The sequence below is a fragment of the Paenibacillus sp. FSL K6-0108 genome (assembly GCF_045040695.1).
In the GTDB taxonomy this organism is placed as follows: domain Bacteria; phylum Bacillota; class Bacilli; order Paenibacillales; family Paenibacillaceae; genus Paenibacillus; species Paenibacillus pabuli_B.
Genome location: NZ_CP150288.1, coordinates 328,032 through 345,912 on the forward strand (window position 1 = coordinate 328,032; position 17,881 = coordinate 345,912).

The following is a 17,881-nucleotide window of genomic DNA, read 5'->3' on the forward strand; positions in this document are numbered from 1 at the left end:
CCTGAGGAGGGATGTCAAGTGAAAGAGAGCCAAATCGAATCATATTTGCGAGAAAAGATAAAAGCCCTTGGCGGTATCGCCTATAAATTCGTATCGCCTGGTAACTCAGGTGTGCCTGACAGGATGGTACTGCTTCCTGAAGGCCGAACTGTATTCGTGGAACTGAAGGCACCCGGTAAGAAACCCACCAAGCTGCAGCTGGTTCAGCATAAACGAATGCAGGCATTGGGTCATGAGGTGCGAGTGATCGACAGCAGAGAGCAGGTGGATGCGTGGCTGCAGGAGCTTTGAGCGTCGAACGGAAGAAGTTTGTCCCGCATGATTATCAGCGGTATTGCATTAACCGGCTTTTGACAGATGATGCCCTTGGCCTGTTTCTGGATCTGGGTCTAGGGAAAACCGTGATCACCTTGACCGCCGTTAACGACCTGAAGTACAACCGATTCGCGGTCAGCCGGACCTTAGTCATTGCCCCGAAGAAGGTGGCAGAGGCTACCTGGGGAAACGAGGCAGCCAAGTGGCAGCACCTGAAGCATATGCGGATCATCACCGTTTTGGGTACCGCACAGCAGCGGATCAAGGCGTTGAACACGCCAGGAGACGTATGGGTAATTAACCGGGATAATGTGGCATGGCTCGTGGAGTATTACCGGAATGCCTGGCCGTTTGACATGGTGGTGCTGGACGAGCTGTCCAGCTTCAAGAATCACAAGGCGCAGCGTTTCAAGGTGCTGACATGGGTACGGCCCCATATTAAACGGATTGTTGGCCTAACCGGCACCCCGGCACCTAACGGGCTGCTTGACCTGTGGGCCCAGGTGAACCTACTGGATCAGGGCAAGCGTCTGGAGAAGAACATCACCGGGTACCGCGTTAAGTATTTCGAGAAGAACTATAACGGCCACGGCTACACGGCAAAGCCTGGTGCGGATGATGTGATACAGCGACAGATTGCCGATCTATGTATCAGCATGAAGGCGGAGGATTATCTGGAGCTGCCTGATAGTATCATGAACGTCATTCCTGTTGTCCTGGATGCGAAAGCCCAGAAGCAATATAACCAGCTGGAGAAGCAGTTGCTTCTGGAGATCGAGGACGGAACGGAGATATCCGTCACCAGCGCAGCGGCGCTATCAGGCAAGTTGCTGCAGCTGTGTAACGGAGCCTTGTACGATGAGAACCGGCAGGTCTTCGAGATCCACGATAACAAGGTGGAAGCCTTCATGGAGCTGGTAGAGCAGCTTAACGGTAAATCGGCTTTGGTGTTCTACAGCTTCCAGCATGACCTGACCCGGATCAAGAAGGCTTTGGAGAAAACGTCCTTACGGATCCGTGAGCTGAAGACGCCGCAGGACCAACTGGATTGGAATGCCGGCAAGGTGGATATCCTGCTTGCCCATCCCGCCAGTGCCGCCTATGGACTTAATTTGCAGGATGGCGGTAACCATGTCGTGTGGTTTGGCCTGAACTGGAGCCTTGAGCTTTACCAGCAAGCTAACGGCCGTTTGCATAGGCAGGGCCAGAAGCAGAAGGTTATCCTGCATCACCTGGTGGTGCAAGGTGGAGCTGACGAAGACGTGATGAAAGCTTTGGAAGGTAAGGCTGCCACACAGGACAAGCTTTTGGATGCACTGAAAGCCCGGATTGAGCGGATCAAATAGAGAGGGTGAGCCCTTTGAGCAACTGGCATTATGGCATAAAGCGGAGGGAAAACGAGTTGAAAGGATCTCCGCCATCACCAGTCACCACCACGCAGCTGACACCTGAAGAACTGGAAGAGATCCGGAGGAAGTACCCAGCGACAAAGCGAGATAAGGCTTTCAAGAAGCCTGTTGAGATAAAAACCAGAACCAAGGGGGATAACGATATGGCCAAAGCCAAATTTGACCTGACTGAAAAACAGTTCAACGCTGAACGTGCATCTGGAAAGACGATCGGACGAATTGCAGAGGAACAAGGCGTTTCTGAGGCAACGATCTATAACCACATCAGCAAGTGGACGGAAGCGCGGAAGCCAAGACAGGAGAAGCTTTTGCGGGAGAAGGATGTGTCACCTGCAGCGGATCCGAAAGCGGAGCTGCTGGACAAGGCTGAGAAGGAGATCGAGCGGCTGACGACAGAGAATCAACGACTTGACCAAAGAATGGTGTCAGCGCAGAACGAAGCGACGAAAGCTTGGGCTGAGGTTGAACGGCTACGAGATAAGCAAGATGAATCTGACCGACAATGGAGAGAGCAAATCGAAAATCGGACTGAGAAGAACATGGAGTTGATCAAAGAGCGAGACGATTTGATTCAAGAGAATAACCGCTTGATGGATCGTATCGAGGAGCTGAAGGAGCTGCAGGAGCAGATAAGTCACCAGGAGCCTGTCAATGCGGTCCCAGACAGCGAGGTTCAGCGTTTGGATTCAGCCATTCAGGATCTGACCCGTGCGCGGTGGATTCTGAACCGACTGTCTGCATCGGGGGAATAGCCTATGACAACCACAACCAAAGCAACGTGGATTGAGACACTGATCAGTCAATATGCAACAGATTCCCGAGCCTTGCACAAGTACCGGAAGAGTTTGGATCTGGACGATCCTCAGGAGGCTGAGGAGGCTGATACAGTCTCTGAAATTCTGTCCGACATGCGGTACGCCCTTACGTGGTTAAAGCGCGGCAGACGGCCAGGTAGCCGCCGTGGAGCTGAGATTACCGACGTGTATCGGCAGCGGGAAATGTTGATCAAGCTTGCAGGACAGGAAATGAGTAGTGAAGAGAAGCTGCGTATCGTAGATGCACTGCTGTTGCTTTCTGACAGAGAGCGAACATGTTTTCTGCTTTATGTCGCGCATGGGTTGACGTGTCAAGAGATTTCGTCTAAACTAAATCTAGCATCAAGCACGGTTTACCAGTATGTTACACGGGCCAAAGATAAATTGCGTGTCAATATTTCGTAGCCTTTGTAGTAATCTTGTAGTAAATCGTGTAGTAATAAGACCCACTATACGTATGTCTATAACAGGGCTCTCCATTGCGGAGGGCTCTTTTTTGCGTTCCACAAAACTATTCAGGAGGTCGATTTTATGCAACCAACAGTTGGCAGAATCGTGTATTACAAGAGTTATGGCACCCCTAACGGAGAGTTTAAACCCGAGGATCGGGCTGCGGTCGTGACAGGTGTGGTGGACGAAAATACGGTGCATTTGTGCGTACTGAACCCAACAGGCATGTTCTTCAACACGAACGTGAAGCAGGGTAGTGAAGGCGGTCAAGGGGATTGGATGCCGTTCCAGAAAGAGCAAGCAGCTAAAACAGTTGCACGAAACGAGTAGTCATGGATTTTGGCCAAGCGCTAACGGCGCTAAAATCAGGAAAGCGAGTTTCCCGATCAGGCTGGAACGGTAAAGGAATGTTTGTGTACCTTGTACCTGCCGGTGTCTATCCTGCACGTACGGATGCTGCAAAAACCATAGGTGAGAGGGTGTCCTATAACCCGTATCTCGCCATCAAGAACGTTGATGGATCCGTAAGCACTTGGGTACCATCAGTCAATGACTGTCTTGCAGAAGACTGGGAGGTATTTGTTTAATGGCACATGCAAACATTGTGGACCACATTGGCAGCAAGGTTACTGTGTTCACCAAAGACGGTAACGCGGCTGAGAACCGGCAGCTGCACACGGTGGACGAGTTCGGGATCGTAATCTCAAATCAGTATGGCAAGCAGACATTTATTCCATGGATCCAAGTGAAGTATGTGGATTATGTTGAGGTGCCATCGGTTCCGCTGTGGAATGATCCCCTTAAAGGTCATAAGGTTTATATCGGTGATAGTTTGCCTAACCAGGTGAAGTATGAGAGCGGTTCTATGGGAAATGTCCACACAACTGACGCATTGACGTATGCAGAAGGTGTGTCGAGCTTGGCTTCTTTCACAACAAAGAACTTGTCCCAAGAGTTTGAGAAGCGCACAGGAGTAGAGGTTTTCAAGGTACCACCACACAAAGATTATTCAATCGTTATCGGACAGATCCGGCACGACCGAACAGGTCCAGCAACGATATTGATTAATCAGGATTAGATACAACGGCACCCAATGTGGTGCCTAAAATACATAAAGGAGCTGATCGCGATGGCATTGACGGCCAAGCAACAACACTTTGTAAAAGAATACCTGATTGACCTCAATGCCACACAGGCAGCGATCAGAGCAGGATATAGCCCCAAAACGGCTGAACAGCAAGCCAGTAGATTGTTAAGTAATGTTAAGGTTCAGGCAGCGATTCAGAAAGCCATGGACAAGAGAGCGGCCAAGGTTGAGGTCACAGCCGATATGGTGCTAAGGCGCTGGTGGGATTTGGCTACTGCGGATCCGAACGAGCTCATTCATTTGAGGCGTTTGGCTTGCCGGCACTGCCATGGGATCGGCCACCAGTATCAATGGATCGATGAGGCTGAATATGCCCAGGCGGTAGAGGATGCGATTAACGACGCTGAGGCTAAAGCAGAAGAGTTGGACAAGCCGGTTCAAGAGATTCTGCCAAGCGAGGTCGGAGGTTATGGCTTTGATCGCCTGGCTGATCCGCATCCAGACTGTCCTCAGTGCCGCGGCGAGGGTCGCCCGGATCTGCACATTGAGGACACCCGTAAGCTTCAGGGCAGCGCTAAGCTGTTGTACTCAGGCATTAAGCAGACGAAGGCAGGGCTTGAAATTGTGATGCATGATCAGGCGAAGGCGCTGGAGAACGTCGCACGGCACCTCGGTATGTTCAAGGATAAGGTGGAACTCACTGGCCAGGATGGCGGGGCTCTGCAGGTGATCTTTGATGCGGGGATGACCAAAGATGAGTAAAGTCATCATCCCTTACAAGCCGCAACCCCGTCAGCAGGTCTACCACCAGACCGAAGCAGACGAGATCCTATACGGTGGAGCTGCTGGTGGTGGTAAGTCGGAGGCGACGATCTGGGATGCCTTGAAATACGCGATGCAGTATGCAGGCAGCCGCCAGATCATATTCCGTCGAACCTTCCCCGATCTGAAGCGTTCCATCATTGCCAGGACGCTGCAGGTGTTTCCGAAGGATCTTGGGAAGTACAACCAATCCAAGTATGAATGGACGTTTGTCAACGGCTCCGTTATTGAGCTGGCCTATTGGGACAATGACTCCAACTATACGAACTACCAGGGTGCGGAGTATGACGTAATTCGCTGGGAGGAGCTAACGCAATTTGAAGAGAAGTGGTACACATACATGTTCTCGCGGCTACGGGGCAGCAAACCCTATCCTCGCAGCGTAAAGAGTACCACTAACCCTGGTGGCGTTGGTCATACATGGGTTAAGAAGCGGTTTGTTTCATTGGGTCCTGCAGAGGTGGTGTATCAGGTCACGGAAACGGATGACGAGGGAAACACGCTATACTGGCCTGAGGGAACCCCTCAAGCTGGACAGCCTATCATACGTAGCCGCATCTTCATTCCTGCAAACGTTCATGACAACCAAGCTCTGGTCCAATCGGATCCGGGATATTTGGCGCGTTTATTAGCCCTGCCCGACATTGAACGTAAGCAGCTGCTTGAAGGGGATTGGGACGTCTTCGCTGGCCAGTACTTTGGTGAGTTCAGCCGTGCGGTGCATGTGGTCGAACCGTTTGAGATCCCACGGGAATGGAAGAAGTACCGGGCTCTGGATGAGGGTTACACCGATCCGTTCGTTTGTCTCTGGATCGCATTGGCGCCGGACGGTACCGGATACCTATATCGAGAGCTGGCTCAGACCAAGCTATTAACCAGTGAGCAGGTGGAGATTACCAGGCTGAACAGTCCTGTAAGAGAGCGGTACGAGTACAACGTGGCCGATACCTCATTCTGGAACAAGTCCAAGACGGAGAATATCACGCCTGCCGAGATCTTCGCGCAGAAGGATGTTCCACTGATCCAAGCCAAGAAGGAACGCGTTAATGGCTGGAAGCGGCTTCGTGAGTGGCTGCATGTGACGGATGAAGTGGATTGGGTAACCGGCAATTTCTACAAGGCATCCAAGCTGAAGATATTCAGTACGTGCGTAAAAGCCATAGAAGCCATTCCGGCCATGATGCATGATCCCCACAAGGTGGAGGATGTGGCAGCTCATGCGCTTGATCATATTCCAGATGCGTTGCGCTATTGGGTCATGAGTCAGCCGACAGCAGCCAAGGGAGAGAAACCGTGGGGAGCTAATCCGGAGTCGCTGCCAGGCAAGCGGGAGGACTTCGACGATGATGAGGATGACGATCAGCCAGAGGTTGAAGGCTTTTGGTAATTCCGTATGCAATATTTATGCAGTACTTGTGTTCAAAACCCGGGCTTTTGTGCAATAGTCTGGAACCCTAAACCCTTGGTACATAAGGGGCTATAGGGTGTTCAGTACAAAACGTTTATGCATCGTTTATGCAACACGCCTTAAACCCGCATGGTTGTGGGATTTAACATTTTGATCCAGTAGCGATTTTATACAGTGATTATGCAGACAGGAGTGAAAAAAAATGGAAATTGTATTCGCCGTTATTAATGTTGTGGTGATCGGCTTCTTGGTGCTGCAGCTGCGCGAACAGGACAAAGCCATCAAGGATCTGACGAATCGACTAGTGGTCCGTAATCACAGTGAGTACTTGTCTACGCGTATTCAGCCTAGACGGCCTCCAGATGATAATCCGCCTGAACGATTGAGCTGGTATGACGACCCGATGGATGGTGATAAGGAATGAGTATACTCGACAAGGTAAAAGGGGTCTTCAGCGGAGAAGACACCGCCGACTCCACGAATCCCAATACGCCAGAACAGCAGCGGATATGGGATGTGGTGAATGAGGATTACCAAGCGTTTAAGGCAGCCCGGCAACCGGTGGAGGAGCACTGGAGTAAGGAACAGCGTTTCTACATGGGGGATCACTGGCACGGCTTACGATCAGAGGCTGCCTCCAAGCGCAGACCGGATTCCGTAGATAACATCGTGTTCAGCCAATTAGAGTCCATTGTCGGCAAGTTGGCAGGGTGGATGCCCTACCCGGATTTCAGCGCTCCAGAGCCAGGTGACGAGACTAAGGCAAGGGATCTGAACGACTTCATGCCCTATGAGCTGCGTAAAATCAAATTCCGGCATAAACATATGCGTGCTGTGCGCCGGATGGTCATTCATGGTCCGCTGATCTACAAGACGATCTTTGACCCAACGGTGGAAGGTGGCCGAGGTTCGAACAAGTACACGGGCCGTAATGATATCCTGCCTGTGAATCTGGCTACCTTTTTCCCGGATCCTCGCATTGATGATTTCATATTCCTGCAGGAGATGTCTGCGATCATCATCCACACCCGGCAGCCGCTGGAGTATTTTCGTAAGCGCTGGAAAAAGCAGGGCACAAAGGTGCAGCCGGATAATGGTTCATCAGATATCGACCTATGGGACGATACAACAGAAAGCCATAACCACCGCACTGACAAGACGTCTGGACTGATTGAATACTGGTACCGCGGATTGCCGAAGAGCATGACACCGGAGGACAAGGAGCTGTTCAACGATCTGGCGGAGGAGGCTCTGACCCTTGGCAACGATCCATCTGAGCTGCTGGCGAAGGCTAAAGGCGATATGGATGGCGTTCATTGTATCTACGTCTCCACGTCAGGCGTCATGCTGGAGCATAAGTCATATGTGTATGACCATGGGCAGTACCCGTTTGTAGCTCGTACGCTCTATCCGGAGGAAGGCTCAGTCTGGGGTAAAGGGTTTGCCAGAGACATGATCAAGCCGCAAATCATGAAGAATAAGTTTGCTGAGATTGCCATCGAGACGTCGGCCAAGATGGGAGGTCCCGCTATTGCCTATGAAGAGGGGGCCATTACGAAGCCACGTACCTGGCAGGAACAACGAGGGCAGCCGGCAGCTATGCTTCCCGTAGCACCTGGCCGTTTAAACGACGTGAAGGAGCTGCAGGGCGTCAATGTTCCGGCAACCGTGTACAACGGCTTAAACTATTATGACGAGATGTTGCAGAAGATCCCCGGCCAGTTTGACAGTTCCAATGGCCAAGCGAACAGTAAGGTAACGAGTGGTGAGCAGGCAAAGGCTCTCATGGCTGCAGCAGGTACCCGCCTCAATACCGCATCCGACATGATCCAGGAAGCGCTGGAAGAGGTGTTTGCTCAGTATGTGGAGCTGATCGCTCAGTTCTACACGACGGAACGGATTGCACGGGTCACTGGCCGTAACGTCTCTATCAGCCGGAATGCCGTCATTTCTCGCGTTCCAACACAATATGAGACCGGAAATACCCTGATCGATCCGGAGACCGGAGAAGAGCAGCCAGAGGCGATTCCGGTGGATGAGGAGTTTGTTCCTGAGTTTGACATCCTGGTGAATATCAGCGTTGATAAGCCCCAGGATCGGGAATACTGGCTGCAGCTCGTATTCAACTTGATGAACCTGCGGGATCCGGTGACACAGCTTCCGATGGTGGATGCTGAGGCTGTCCGTTTCGTTATTCAGACGGGACGCATGGAGCCCATGGACGTGATCAAGCGCCGGATCGAAGAAGCGTCAGGGATGCAGCAACAGCTGGTACAGGCTCAGCAGCAGGCACAGGAGGCGCAAGCTCAGGTGCAGCAGCTCAGCCAGGAGAACCAGACCATGCAGCAGTCACTCCAGCAAGTAACCGGAGAGCAGGCTCAGCGTGAACAGCGTGACCGCGATTTTGAACAGGGACTCAAGCAACAGAAGATGAATTTGGATGCGGCGAAGGTAGCCAGCCAGCTAATGCAGCCGCAGCAACCAGGCCGAGGGTGAGTAGTCCTTTGGCCTATTTATCATGCCGCCAGCCATAGCGGATTAGGAGGATGCAAGTAATGAATATCAACTCAAGCGCCAGCCAAAGCGAAGAGGGACAAGAGCAAGAGCGTCAAAGTGAGGAAGAGATCCGCGCATATTACAAGGCGTTCGGTATTGATTATCCGAGTACCGAGGGTTCCGAAGATGAGCACGAGGATCAGGATGAAGACCCAGATATCGATTCAGGAGACGAGGATCCTGCCATAGATCCAGCTAACCCTGCAGATATTAAAGGGCTTCAGGTGAAGTACAACGGCCAGGAGACACTGGTTCCGGATGAAGAGGTTCGGGGCTATGTGGAGAAGGGCATGAATTACGACAAGATCAAGGGGCGTAATCAACAGTATGAGTCTGCCCTGGATCGCCTTGCACAACAGCAGGGGTATAAGGATCATGCCGAGTTACTGGATAACCTGGATCAGATCGAACAGGCTGCGGTTCAGAAGCGGAAGGAAGACTTCGACGGCCTGCAGCAGAGCCTGCGAGAAGATGCAGTGAGTGCCGGTATTGATCCGGATGTACTGGATCAATATTTGAAGCAGCACCCACTTCTGCAGCGGGCCCAGGAGCTGATTCAGCAATCCGAGCAATCCCAAACGAATCGTCAGCAACAAGCCGAGCAACAACAGCAAGTGGAGGCGTGGGAGTCTTTCTTCCGGAAGTATCCGGATTTGGCTAAAGAGGTCTCTGATGATGGTACCTCAGCTCCTTGGCTCACGCAGGACATGCAGGCACGCATTCAGCGAGGCTATGACCCCGTTGACGCGTATGAGTTGGTTCACCGGGATAAGCTTTCCGCGCAGACCAGGAAGCAGGCTGAGCAGACCTTCATCAAGAATCAGCGCCTGAACAAGCGATCACAGGTGGAGACCAACCCACCAGGCAGTCTGGAGCCCCAGGCACCGCAGGAGCTACGTTCTGCGTTTGCTGCGTTCGGCCTGGATCCTAAGACGGCAGAGAAGTACGCTAAAAACTTTGAAAAATAGGGAGGTTGTGCACGATGGCACAAGGATTTAAGTACGTATACAACGACTATGGTAAGGATCCGACACGGATCACGTCCCAGTTGATGACGGATGGAGAGGCAGGTCTTGCCGGCGAAGCGATCAAGATTGTTGCAGGTAGAGTGACCAAGGCAGGAGCCACAGATCCCATTGCTGGCTTCCTCACATCCAACGTTAAATCAGGTACCGATCAGGAGACGGAATTCATCCTGGCTCGTGAGGGCGATTGGTATGAGGGGCCCTACACGGGCACAGCTGCAGCTGGTTTCGTCACAGGGGCAAATGCTGTTGCTCTGGCTGCTGATGGCCTGTCTGCCAATGCCGCTACGGTAACAGGTGGACCTCTTGCCGTATTTGAAATTAACACCAATAAAAAGACAGCTCGGTTCAAAGTGAAGAGCCGCCAACTGTCCTAATTAGAAAGATTAGAGAGGGGATTATACTATGCAAACTGCATTAAGCTGGGATCCAAAAGTATTAGAGCCGATTTACAAGGAGCTCTACGCATTGGAGATGAAAGGTAAAAAGGATTTTATTCCACTGCTCTATAACGTAACGACATCCAACAAGGCAATGGAGTCTTACGCAGGTATCGGTAGCGAGGGCACGATGGAAGAGTGGGGCCACTCGAACAACCAGGTGAAGTATGAGGACATTGAAGCGCTTTGGGAGAAAATCCTGAGAAACCGGAAGTTCTCGGATGGTCGTATTATCGATCGCGATTTCATTGATGATCTGAAGCTGTCGGAGATTGCACGTAGGATTAAATCGTTGTCTGGATCCGTGTACAAAACACAGCAGCTGCAGGCGGTCGAGTTCCTGAATAATGGGTTCGATACCATGGGGCCGAACTGGCGTGGCCGTATGGACAAGTATGTAGGACCTGATGGCAAGGCTTTGTTCGCTGCAGATCACCCTTACAGCCCAACAAATAGCACGGATGTGCAATCGAACCTGGGCAACAGCGCTTTGACCATTGACTCTTGGGATGATACAGCGGTGGCCATGCAGGAATGGGTTGATGACCGGGGGGATACGTTGGCCGTAATTCCGGATACGTTGATCGTTTCCCCGTACAACGCACGCCCTGCATTTAAAATCGCTGGCTTGCCGGACTCTGATCTGCCGAAGTATGAGCCAGGCAGCAATCACTTTGACGTGAACATGTACCAGGGCACAATCAAGGTCATTGTCAATCCGTTCATCGATCCGAAAAAACGGAAGAACTGGTACGCAGCTGACTCAGCTCGCCTGAAGCAGTTCAACATCTGGCAGTGGAGACGGAAGATTGAGAATGGTACGCTTACAGATTTCGATACTGAGGCTTCCAAGTTTAAAGCCATCGGCCGCTGGGCTTACGGCTTCACGAACTATTCGTTCATCTATGGCCATAACGTACAAGACTAGAGGGTGCTTCGGCCCCTCTTTTTCTATTTTGGAGGTGTACCATGTATCGTGACGAGCTACAGGCACTGAATGCAATTCATGCGGAGCAGAAGCGAACTAATAAACTACTGGAGCGATCCTCGGTCAGTCGTCGGGTTCGGGGGAGACAGACTGCCAGAAGTAGACGATTCCGTTCAAGTGGACAGGATTTGCAGATGAACAGGTTAATTGAAAAACTAATTGGAGGGATTAATGATGCCAATCAATCACACACGGCAGCCGAACTACCAGAAGGTAATTCCCGCAGCCGAAGCACCAAGACTTCCCGAAAAGCGGGAAGCTGATTACGTTGTATTTGTAGATGAAACCGGTACGCCTATTGATCTGGGCGGAAGTGGCGGTGGATCAGGACCAATTACCTCGGACAATATCACGGATGCCTCCAGCACAGGTAAATCTGTTCTGAAGGCGACAGATGCAGCTGCAGCACGAACAGCGATTGGAGCAGGAACGTCTAATCTGGCAATTGGCACGACAGGCACAACTGCAGCAGCAGGGAACCACGCACACGCTGTGGCGGCCATTACGGGTCTGCAGACTGCGCTGGATGCCAAGCTGACCGGGACGAAGGCAGCAGCGCAGGCTAACAGTACAGCGACCGACGTTGCTGGCCTTGTTGCTGATTTCAATGCACTACTGGCCAAGCTTCGCACCGCTGGCGTCATTTCATAGGGGGTTCAGACATGAAGGTGAGCGATGTAGTAGAAGAGATTATCGAGAAGTCGCCGCATACGCTGTCACCGGCATCGATCCTGCGCAAGATTACACAGGTGCGGGATCGCCTGTTGCGTAACCTAGGTTCAGCTCAGCAGCAATCCGAAACGGTTTGCACGGCGATTGACCTGGTTAAAGATCAGCCGGCATACACATTGCCATGCCCCCAGAGTGCCGTGACCGAGGTGACCATGTTGCGTGACGATGTGTATGTCCGGCTGCCGCTACGGCAGTTCCACAACGCATCGATTCAGCCCTACCATTATTTTCAGGCAGGCCAGATCGGGATTGTACCGACGCCGGGTGCAGATGTGGCTTATGGCATTAAAGTGTTCCATGTTCCTGTCCTTTACCCGCTAAGACTGGAAGACATGGACAAAGATACCGGATTTGATCCAGATTACGACATGCTCCTGGTTTACGGAGTGCTACGAGAGATCACGAACGGTAATGAGGCGGACGAGTACAACAACAAGTACATGCAGCTATATACAGAGTATCAGTCAGCTTCCAATGGCTATGAACGATATGCCGTAGATGAAAGGTGGTAAAGCATGAGCAGAACCCCGTGGAGAGATACCAGCACCGATATTGCAGGTGGACAACCCCCACAATGGGAGACGCCCCAGGGTGCACAGGTGAAGGCCGATGAAGCACTGAAAGAGTCCAAGGATTATACCGATGAACAGAATGTGAATTTTAATGCCCACATCGAGGATACGACGATTCACGTTACGCCAGCTGATAAAACCAATTGGAACAGCAAGGCTCCTGGCGTTCACACGCATCCGAACGCTACACCAACCACGCCAGGGTTCATGTCTGCTGAGGACAAGACCAAGCTAAACGGTGTGGAGGCAGAGGCGAATAAATATGTTCACCCTGCAACGCATCCACCGGCAATCATTGCCCAGGATACTGAAAACCGATTTGTTTCTGATGCAGAGAAGGCAGGGTGGAGCGGAAAAGCGGAGCCTACTGAAGCGACTACGACCGTCAAAGGTCTGATGTCACCAACAGATAAGCAGAAGCTGAACGGGATCCAGGCCGCAGCTGAGGTCAACCAGAATGCATTTAGCAAGGTGAATGACGTGGAAGCGTCCAGCAAGACTGATACGTTACAACTGACAGGCGGTACCGGGATCACCGTTACAACTGATCCGTCCACTAAACGGGTGATAGTAACATCCACAGGGACCGCCACTCCTGGCGCTCATGCATCATCCCACGTTACTGGTGGATCAGACGTTATCCCTGATGCGGTGACAGGCGGAGCCAGCGGCCTAATGAGCGGTACGGATGCCAAATTTGTCCGTCAGGATGGGGAGAGCAAGACAGGAGCACAGGCCAAGGCAGACGCAGCAGAGTTGGCCGCTAAGAATTACACCGACGGACAGTTAGGCACTCCAACATCAGCAGCTACAGCTAACACTATTGTGAAACGAGATGCCAGCGCCCGCTTTAAGTCAGCGGCTCCGGTAGCGTCAGATGATGTAGCACGTAAGCTTGAAGTTGACTCAGCGATTACGACTGCTGCATCTGACGCAACAAATAAGGCGAATACGGCAGAAGCCAACGCAAAATCCTCAAGTTTACCGCTAGCAGGCGGAACATTAACAGGACCTTTGACGTTGTCTGCTGGCGGGGTTTTCCTGGGATCAGGAGGGCGAGTAAGAGACGAAAATGCAGCGCGAACAATCATACAAGCCCATCAATCCAGATTAGATGTGACTAACCAATCCGCGTCGGCATTTTTGTTGTCATATCAGAATGAAGATTTACTCGTTTACTTAACAGGAGGAGCCGTTGCTAGTATAGCGGCGGTTAAAGCAGCGTCAGATAAAATTAAGTATGGCACAGGAAGTCCCGAAGGAATTGTATCATCTCCGGTCGGGACAATCTATTTGCGATCAGACGGAGGAGCCAGTACAACGTTATATGTGAAACAATCTGGTACTGGAAATACGGGGTGGGTGGCGAAATGATAAAAGAAGTAGTGGTATTGAACGGTGACGTCATCAACATTGGTCCATGGGACTATATGGTTAAGAAGATTGAGATTGAACCAGGGGAATACGATGATGAAGGAAAAGTAATCAAAGCGCCAGTATACGAGGAACAGGTAACTAACCCGCTCCCGTTAGGGGCTGTGATCGAACAGAGGGAGATCGAGGCAACACCGGACGGAGGTCTGATCGTCAAAGGGACAGCGAGACCATCCGAAACAGAACTTCTTGGTGCGGAACTGGCTCAGTTGAAAATTCAGGGCATGCAACAACAGCAAATGATTAGTAGTCTTGGTGCAGAACTAGCTGCAGCAAAACTCGAAATTATCAACCTTAAAGGAGTTGATTCGGCATGACATTCTGGAAATTGGCGTTTCAATGGAAATGGATTACGGCTGAACAGTTGAAAGGTGCAGTGGTTACGGAGTCGAATAAGTTTGGTGAGATCACTCCTGAGGAATATAAAACAATCACGGGGATTGATTTTGCATGAATCTATCTGAAATTATTTCCGAAGCAGACATGCTTGTGCCGAACGAGGTGCCGATTGCCGATAAGGTGTTGTGGCTGAATGCACTGAACCAGGACTTCTTCAACGTCGTGAAAATCCCGAGGATCCTCAAATTTGATTGTGTTGTTGGTCAAGAGGATTACGTTCTGGCGGCGGATGTAAGACAGAAAAATATTGACCTTGTGATGATCGGCATGTTCCCGTACAAGAGCCTAGATCGTGACGCTATCACGCCAGCTCAGAACGCCTATGCTTATGATGATACAGCCAAGACGCTTTCCCTATTCCCTGCACCATACGGGAATCTGAAAGGTTTCCTGCGGTACCGGAGAATGGCCACAACAACGTTTACGGCTTCGGCTCTGGCGGTTTCGCCTGACGCTCCGGAGGAATACCACTGGACGTTTATCCCCGCTCTGGCGTCGATGTTGGCCAACAGTCAGGATGATAGTGTTAAGGCGTCAAACTATGAGAACCAGTATAAGGCTGCTTGGAATGTGGCAGCGCAGAACTATCAGGCAGGTGCATCATAATGAAACCAATCCAATATAAGGCGTCACAAAACCAGCCACTAGACGGGGTTATGTCTCCAATCCCGATTCGGGAGTTTCGTGGCTTAAATACGTTCGACGCATTTTCTATAGATGATACTTTTTTTACCGAGATGAAGAATATGACTCTTGATGATTATCCGGCCATATCCATGCGTCCAGGGTATAGAGTACTTGGGTCGTACGGGTCGAAGGTACTCGGCATGGGCGTCTGGAGAGGGCGTGAGCTTCATGCGGTGTTCAATGATGGGACATGGCGACGTTTGAATGGAACGGTTTGGACAACGCTGGTAAGCGGATTGAACACAACGGCTGAATGGACGTTTACCAACTTCGACGGAAATCTAGGCGGAGTAAACCTCATTGGATCTAACGGAATAGATTCGATGCGGAAGTATAACGGTTCTAATGTGTCGTTATTGAGCGGTGCACCTTCGAACGGTAAATACATCACCACGTACCAGAATCGCCTGTGGTGCGCCGTAGGCAATGAGCTATGGGCTTCTGCACTGGATCAACCAGAGAACTGGAATCAGTTTGTCGGCAATCAGCAGGATAGCTACCGCAGACAGATGGAGTCTACACGAGGTGAGGACATCAATATGCTGTCTGGTAGTCTGACCAAGCTAACGATCGGCATGCCAGGTAGTTTACATGAGCTATATGGCGGCATGCCTGCAGACTTCAACACCCGGCTGATTACGGAGGACATGGGACTTTCCAATAACAAGAGTGCCATGACACAAGAAGGATTCATGCGCTTCATCCATCCAACTGGAATATATGAATACGGTGGCGGAACGTTACCAACCAAGTCGTTTAGCGACCGTATTGGAAAGCGACTGAACGACATCGGGATCGACCCAGTTGCAGGAACAGACGGCCGGAAGTTGTTCTTTAATATACATTCGGATCAAATGTTAGTTTACGATCCGCGCTCTGGCATCGAGTCCTGGTGTGAATGGCGCGGTATTAATGCTGTGCAGTTTGCTGAAATGAATAGCCAGCTCTATATAGGGGACTCATCCGGACAGGTGCTCCAGCTAACAGGCACAGAAGATAACGGGACTCCTATTACTTGGTCTGCTACAACAAAGCCGTTTAACAATGGTTCTATCTCCAAGAAGATGCGCTGGTACAAGCTGTGGGTGGTTGTGGAGTTAAGAGGGATCATGCAGATCCATTTGTCACGCTCGGTATCTGGTGACGAGGATTGGACGCTGGTACAAAACATCGTTGGGTCATCCAAAACGGAAGTACAAAGGATCATCATTCCGGTGCGACAATTCGCGAGGGAGAACTGGATCCGTGTTCGATTCAGCGGTACCGGATATGTACGATTACATGAATTTACGCGGCAGACACGTCAGCTGCCGTTATATTAGGAGGGATTAAGGATGGAAGTTAAAACCAAAGACGATCCGGTGTACCTGGATAAAATGAAAGAGGTATACGATGCTATGCCGCAAATGCCGCACCGATTCTATCGTGTGTATCATATGAAGGATGGGCGCCAGATTACGATGGGTGGAAGTCCACATTTGACTGAAGATGAAGCAATCCAGTTTTTATGGTACTTCCACCCATCGCAAAATCAGGGCGCTGATGACATGGCAGATGTAGACCATGTCATCATTGAGAAACGATATTTACCATACGGCTACTTTGATTAGAACCTAGGCAGGTTTAGCAAATTATTAGCGATGGTACTATCAGGATTGGTTCTTACGTAGGGAACCCCGTCTTGGGTCCGAGCTACTTCAAGGAATGCTTTCTTACCAGCTTCATACGTATAGTATGTATTTGGATTCATCTGGACGTAAAGAACCATTCCTGGTTTGTTAATTTCATTACCAGTTTCCATTTTGAAATCGGTAATGTGTTGTTCTGCGGTACCTGGGTAGGCTACCCTAACGGCTATTATACGACTACCTTCCATATTATCTCACCCTCCTTTCTGTACTCCGGTATTCGACAGGAGGAAATAAATTCCTACTTGACGGAGGTGTTATGTATGTCTCAATGGAGTGATGCACCACGAATAGCTGCACCACCCAATACGAAAGATCTTTCTGTGATGGCAGCCTATATTAAGGACCTAGCCAACACCGTAGCCAAGATGGCCAAGGAACTGGAGTTTATCTTGAACGGTAACGTAGCCTTCGACAATATCCGAGTCGATGGTATCGAAGCCCGTAACATCAAGGCCGAAGCAATCACAACTGAGAAGCTGCAAGCTGGGTCAATCACGACAGAGAAAATCCAAGCGGGTGCAGTAGTTGCAGACAAGATCGATGTCGGTGAGCTCTCCGCGATCAGCGCAAACCTGGGGCATATCGTTGCTGGTTTGATCGAATCGATTGAGATCTATGGCTCCTACATCGCTACCCGGCGTAATGCGTACCCGCGCTGCGAGATGAGCGCTACGGGGAATGTGTTCGGGGCATACCAGAACGCGAACAACCATATCGCAATTGAACCGAATTATGGAGGTTCTCCAGCGGTTGCGTTTACGGTTACAGGCACATATCGTGGTAGGCTTCATAACCTCCTAGGCTATCCCATATTAGAAGGAGCAAACTCTCTAGGGCTACAAGCTGGGAGTACTATCCATGTATTTGCTCCGCAAATGAGGTTTTCTTCTTGGGATGTGTTGTATGCTGACAATCCTGGGCGGACGCTTGGCGATGAATTGAGAGAAGCCTTTGATAGAATCGAAGCGCTTGAAGATAGATGATACGATTTGGAGCAATTTGGATATCTTACTGCGGAAGCTGTGTTATATTGGTGGAAAATGGTATAAGG

Annotated in this window: 25 protein-coding genes; 24 read left to right on the plus strand and 1 reads right to left on the minus strand. The window is 50.8% G+C overall.

What is annotated here, in order from left to right:
* Nucleotides 1-18: 18 nt before the first annotated feature.
* From MHB49_RS01555 to MHB49_RS01665, 23 genes are all read left to right on the plus strand, one after another.
* Nucleotides 19-291: a VRR-NUC domain-containing protein gene (locus tag MHB49_RS01555; protein ID WP_405154762.1), complete on the plus strand. Its 273-nt coding sequence runs from the start codon at nt 19-21 to the stop codon at nt 289-291.
* Nucleotides 273-1,661, plus strand: coding sequence for an SNF2-related protein (locus MHB49_RS01560; protein WP_405154763.1), 1,389 nt, complete (start codon nt 273-275; stop codon nt 1,659-1,661). Before MHB49_RS01555 ends, MHB49_RS01560 begins: the two co-directional genes overlap by 19 nt.
* A 56-nt stretch (nt 1,662-1,717) precedes the next feature.
* The gene (locus MHB49_RS01565) at nt 1,718-2,476 is read left to right on the plus strand and encodes a hypothetical protein (protein ID WP_405154764.1); all 759 of its coding nucleotides are present in this window, start codon (nt 1,718-1,720) and stop codon (nt 2,474-2,476) included.
* A 3-nt stretch (nt 2,477-2,479) separates the two neighbouring features.
* Complete coding sequence (locus tag MHB49_RS01570) at nt 2,480-2,944, plus strand: sigma-70 family RNA polymerase sigma factor (RefSeq protein WP_405154765.1); 465 nt, start codon at nt 2,480-2,482, stop codon at nt 2,942-2,944.
* A gap of 126 nt (nt 2,945-3,070) precedes the next feature.
* Nucleotides 3,071-3,319, plus strand: a complete 249-nt coding sequence (locus MHB49_RS01575) for a hypothetical protein (protein WP_405154766.1) — start codon at nt 3,071-3,073, stop codon at nt 3,317-3,319.
* Between the two features lie 2 nt (nt 3,320-3,321).
* Complete coding sequence (locus tag MHB49_RS01580; RefSeq protein ID WP_405154767.1) at nt 3,322-3,576, plus strand: DUF2829 domain-containing protein; 255 nt, start codon at nt 3,322-3,324, stop codon at nt 3,574-3,576.
* The gene (locus MHB49_RS01585; protein WP_405154768.1) at nt 3,576-4,067 is read left to right on the plus strand and encodes a BC1881 family protein; all 492 of its coding nucleotides are present in this window, start codon (nt 3,576-3,578) and stop codon (nt 4,065-4,067) included. The genes MHB49_RS01580 and MHB49_RS01585 overlap by 1 nt, the downstream gene beginning before the upstream one ends.
* A gap of 51 nt (nt 4,068-4,118) precedes the next feature.
* Nucleotides 4,119-4,838, plus strand: a complete 720-nt coding sequence (locus MHB49_RS01590) for a terminase small subunit (RefSeq protein ID WP_405154769.1) — start codon at nt 4,119-4,121, stop codon at nt 4,836-4,838.
* The gene (locus tag MHB49_RS01595; RefSeq protein WP_405154770.1) at nt 4,831-6,285 is read left to right on the plus strand and encodes a phage terminase large subunit; all 1,455 of its coding nucleotides are present in this window, start codon (nt 4,831-4,833) and stop codon (nt 6,283-6,285) included. Before MHB49_RS01590 ends, MHB49_RS01595 begins: the two co-directional genes overlap by 8 nt.
* A gap of 223 nt (nt 6,286-6,508) precedes the next feature.
* A complete protein-coding gene (locus MHB49_RS01600; RefSeq protein ID WP_405154771.1) occupies nt 6,509-6,730 on the plus strand; it encodes a hypothetical protein in 222 nt (73 codons plus the stop codon).
* Complete coding sequence (locus MHB49_RS01605; RefSeq protein WP_405154772.1) at nt 6,727-8,802, plus strand: hypothetical protein; 2,076 nt, start codon at nt 6,727-6,729, stop codon at nt 8,800-8,802. The genes MHB49_RS01600 and MHB49_RS01605 overlap by 4 nt, the downstream gene beginning before the upstream one ends.
* 59 nt (nt 8,803-8,861) lie before the next feature.
* Nucleotides 8,862-9,830, plus strand: a complete 969-nt coding sequence (locus MHB49_RS01610) for a hypothetical protein (RefSeq protein WP_405154773.1) — start codon at nt 8,862-8,864, stop codon at nt 9,828-9,830.
* Between the two features lie 14 nt (nt 9,831-9,844).
* Nucleotides 9,845-10,264, plus strand: a complete 420-nt coding sequence (locus MHB49_RS01615) for a hypothetical protein (RefSeq protein WP_405154774.1) — start codon at nt 9,845-9,847, stop codon at nt 10,262-10,264.
* 28 nt (nt 10,265-10,292) lie between these two features.
* The gene (locus MHB49_RS01620) at nt 10,293-11,255 is read left to right on the plus strand and encodes a Mu-like prophage major head subunit gpT family protein (protein ID WP_405154775.1); all 963 of its coding nucleotides are present in this window, start codon (nt 10,293-10,295) and stop codon (nt 11,253-11,255) included.
* Nucleotides 11,256-11,296: 41 nt separating this feature from the next.
* Complete coding sequence (locus MHB49_RS01625) at nt 11,297-11,578, plus strand: hypothetical protein (RefSeq protein WP_405154776.1); 282 nt, start codon at nt 11,297-11,299, stop codon at nt 11,576-11,578.
* Entirely contained in the window at nt 11,487-11,966 is a 480-nt protein-coding gene (locus MHB49_RS01630) for a head fiber protein (protein WP_405154777.1), read from the plus strand. Before MHB49_RS01625 ends, MHB49_RS01630 begins: the two co-directional genes overlap by 92 nt.
* An 11-nt stretch (nt 11,967-11,977) precedes the next feature.
* Nucleotides 11,978-12,559, plus strand: a complete 582-nt coding sequence (locus MHB49_RS01635) for a hypothetical protein (protein ID WP_405154778.1) — start codon at nt 11,978-11,980, stop codon at nt 12,557-12,559.
* A gap of 3 nt (nt 12,560-12,562) precedes the next feature.
* Nucleotides 12,563-13,993, plus strand: a complete 1,431-nt coding sequence (locus MHB49_RS01640) for a hypothetical protein (protein WP_405154779.1) — start codon at nt 12,563-12,565, stop codon at nt 13,991-13,993.
* Complete coding sequence (locus MHB49_RS01645) at nt 13,990-14,370, plus strand: hypothetical protein (protein ID WP_405154780.1); 381 nt, start codon at nt 13,990-13,992, stop codon at nt 14,368-14,370. The genes MHB49_RS01640 and MHB49_RS01645 overlap by 4 nt, the downstream gene beginning before the upstream one ends.
* Complete coding sequence (locus MHB49_RS01650) at nt 14,367-14,507, plus strand: XkdX family protein (protein ID WP_405154781.1); 141 nt, start codon at nt 14,367-14,369, stop codon at nt 14,505-14,507. Before MHB49_RS01645 ends, MHB49_RS01650 begins: the two co-directional genes overlap by 4 nt.
* A complete protein-coding gene (locus MHB49_RS01655; protein ID WP_405154782.1) occupies nt 14,504-15,058 on the plus strand; it encodes a hypothetical protein in 555 nt (184 codons plus the stop codon). The genes MHB49_RS01650 and MHB49_RS01655 overlap by 4 nt, the downstream gene beginning before the upstream one ends.
* Nucleotides 15,058-16,461 carry a hypothetical protein gene (locus MHB49_RS01660; RefSeq protein WP_405154783.1) on the plus strand — a complete coding sequence of 468 codons (1,404 nt, stop codon included), beginning with the start codon at nt 15,058-15,060 and terminating at the stop codon, nt 16,459-16,461. Before MHB49_RS01655 ends, MHB49_RS01660 begins: the two co-directional genes overlap by 1 nt.
* Before the next feature lie 12 nt (nt 16,462-16,473).
* Entirely contained in the window at nt 16,474-16,749 is a 276-nt protein-coding gene (locus tag MHB49_RS01665; RefSeq protein ID WP_405154784.1) for a hypothetical protein, read from the plus strand.
* Here the strand turns inward: MHB49_RS01665 and MHB49_RS01670 are convergent.
* Entirely contained in the window at nt 16,746-17,015 is a 270-nt protein-coding gene (locus MHB49_RS01670; protein ID WP_405154785.1) for a DUF3892 domain-containing protein, read from the minus strand. The genes MHB49_RS01665 and MHB49_RS01670 overlap by 4 nt on opposite strands.
* A gap of 75 nt (nt 17,016-17,090) precedes the next feature.
* On the opposite strand from MHB49_RS01670, the gene MHB49_RS01675 reads away from it, so the two are divergent.
* On the plus strand, nt 17,091-17,813 hold the full coding sequence (locus tag MHB49_RS01675) for a hypothetical protein (RefSeq protein ID WP_405154786.1): 723 nt from the start codon (nt 17,091-17,093) through the stop codon (nt 17,811-17,813).
* Nucleotides 17,814-17,881: the final 68 nt, after the last annotated feature.

Coding starts and splice junctions, on each gene's coding strand:
- MHB49_RS01570 (WP_405154765.1), top strand. CDS start 2,480: ATGACAACCACAACCAAAGCAACGTGGATTGAGACACTGATCAGTCAA.
- MHB49_RS01575 (WP_405154766.1), top strand. CDS start 3,071: ATGCAACCAACAGTTGGCAGAATCGTGTATTACAAGAGTTATGGCACC.
- MHB49_RS01580 (WP_405154767.1), top strand. CDS start 3,322: ATGGATTTTGGCCAAGCGCTAACGGCGCTAAAATCAGGAAAGCGAGTT.
- MHB49_RS01585 (WP_405154768.1), top strand. CDS start 3,576: ATGGCACATGCAAACATTGTGGACCACATTGGCAGCAAGGTTACTGTG.
- MHB49_RS01590 (WP_405154769.1), top strand. CDS start 4,119: ATGGCATTGACGGCCAAGCAACAACACTTTGTAAAAGAATACCTGATT.
- MHB49_RS01595 (WP_405154770.1), top strand. CDS start 4,831: ATGAGTAAAGTCATCATCCCTTACAAGCCGCAACCCCGTCAGCAGGTC.
- MHB49_RS01600 (WP_405154771.1), top strand. CDS start 6,509: ATGGAAATTGTATTCGCCGTTATTAATGTTGTGGTGATCGGCTTCTTG.
- MHB49_RS01605 (WP_405154772.1), top strand. CDS start 6,727: ATGAGTATACTCGACAAGGTAAAAGGGGTCTTCAGCGGAGAAGACACC.
- MHB49_RS01610 (WP_405154773.1), top strand. CDS start 8,862: ATGAATATCAACTCAAGCGCCAGCCAAAGCGAAGAGGGACAAGAGCAA.
- MHB49_RS01615 (WP_405154774.1), top strand. CDS start 9,845: ATGGCACAAGGATTTAAGTACGTATACAACGACTATGGTAAGGATCCG.
- MHB49_RS01620 (WP_405154775.1), top strand. CDS start 10,293: ATGCAAACTGCATTAAGCTGGGATCCAAAAGTATTAGAGCCGATTTAC.
- MHB49_RS01625 (WP_405154776.1), top strand. CDS start 11,297: ATGTATCGTGACGAGCTACAGGCACTGAATGCAATTCATGCGGAGCAG.
- MHB49_RS01630 (WP_405154777.1), top strand. CDS start 11,487: ATGATGCCAATCAATCACACACGGCAGCCGAACTACCAGAAGGTAATT.
- MHB49_RS01635 (WP_405154778.1), top strand. CDS start 11,978: ATGAAGGTGAGCGATGTAGTAGAAGAGATTATCGAGAAGTCGCCGCAT.
- MHB49_RS01640 (WP_405154779.1), top strand. CDS start 12,563: ATGAGCAGAACCCCGTGGAGAGATACCAGCACCGATATTGCAGGTGGA.
- MHB49_RS01645 (WP_405154780.1), top strand. CDS start 13,990: ATGATAAAAGAAGTAGTGGTATTGAACGGTGACGTCATCAACATTGGT.
- MHB49_RS01650 (WP_405154781.1), top strand. CDS start 14,367: ATGACATTCTGGAAATTGGCGTTTCAATGGAAATGGATTACGGCTGAA.
- MHB49_RS01655 (WP_405154782.1), top strand. CDS start 14,504: ATGAATCTATCTGAAATTATTTCCGAAGCAGACATGCTTGTGCCGAAC.
- MHB49_RS01660 (WP_405154783.1), top strand. CDS start 15,058: ATGAAACCAATCCAATATAAGGCGTCACAAAACCAGCCACTAGACGGG.
- MHB49_RS01665 (WP_405154784.1), top strand. CDS start 16,474: ATGGAAGTTAAAACCAAAGACGATCCGGTGTACCTGGATAAAATGAAA.
- MHB49_RS01670 (WP_405154785.1), bottom strand. CDS start 17,015: ATGGAAGGTAGTCGTATAATAGCCGTTAGGGTAGCCTACCCAGGTACC.
- MHB49_RS01675 (WP_405154786.1), top strand. CDS start 17,091: ATGTCTCAATGGAGTGATGCACCACGAATAGCTGCACCACCCAATACG.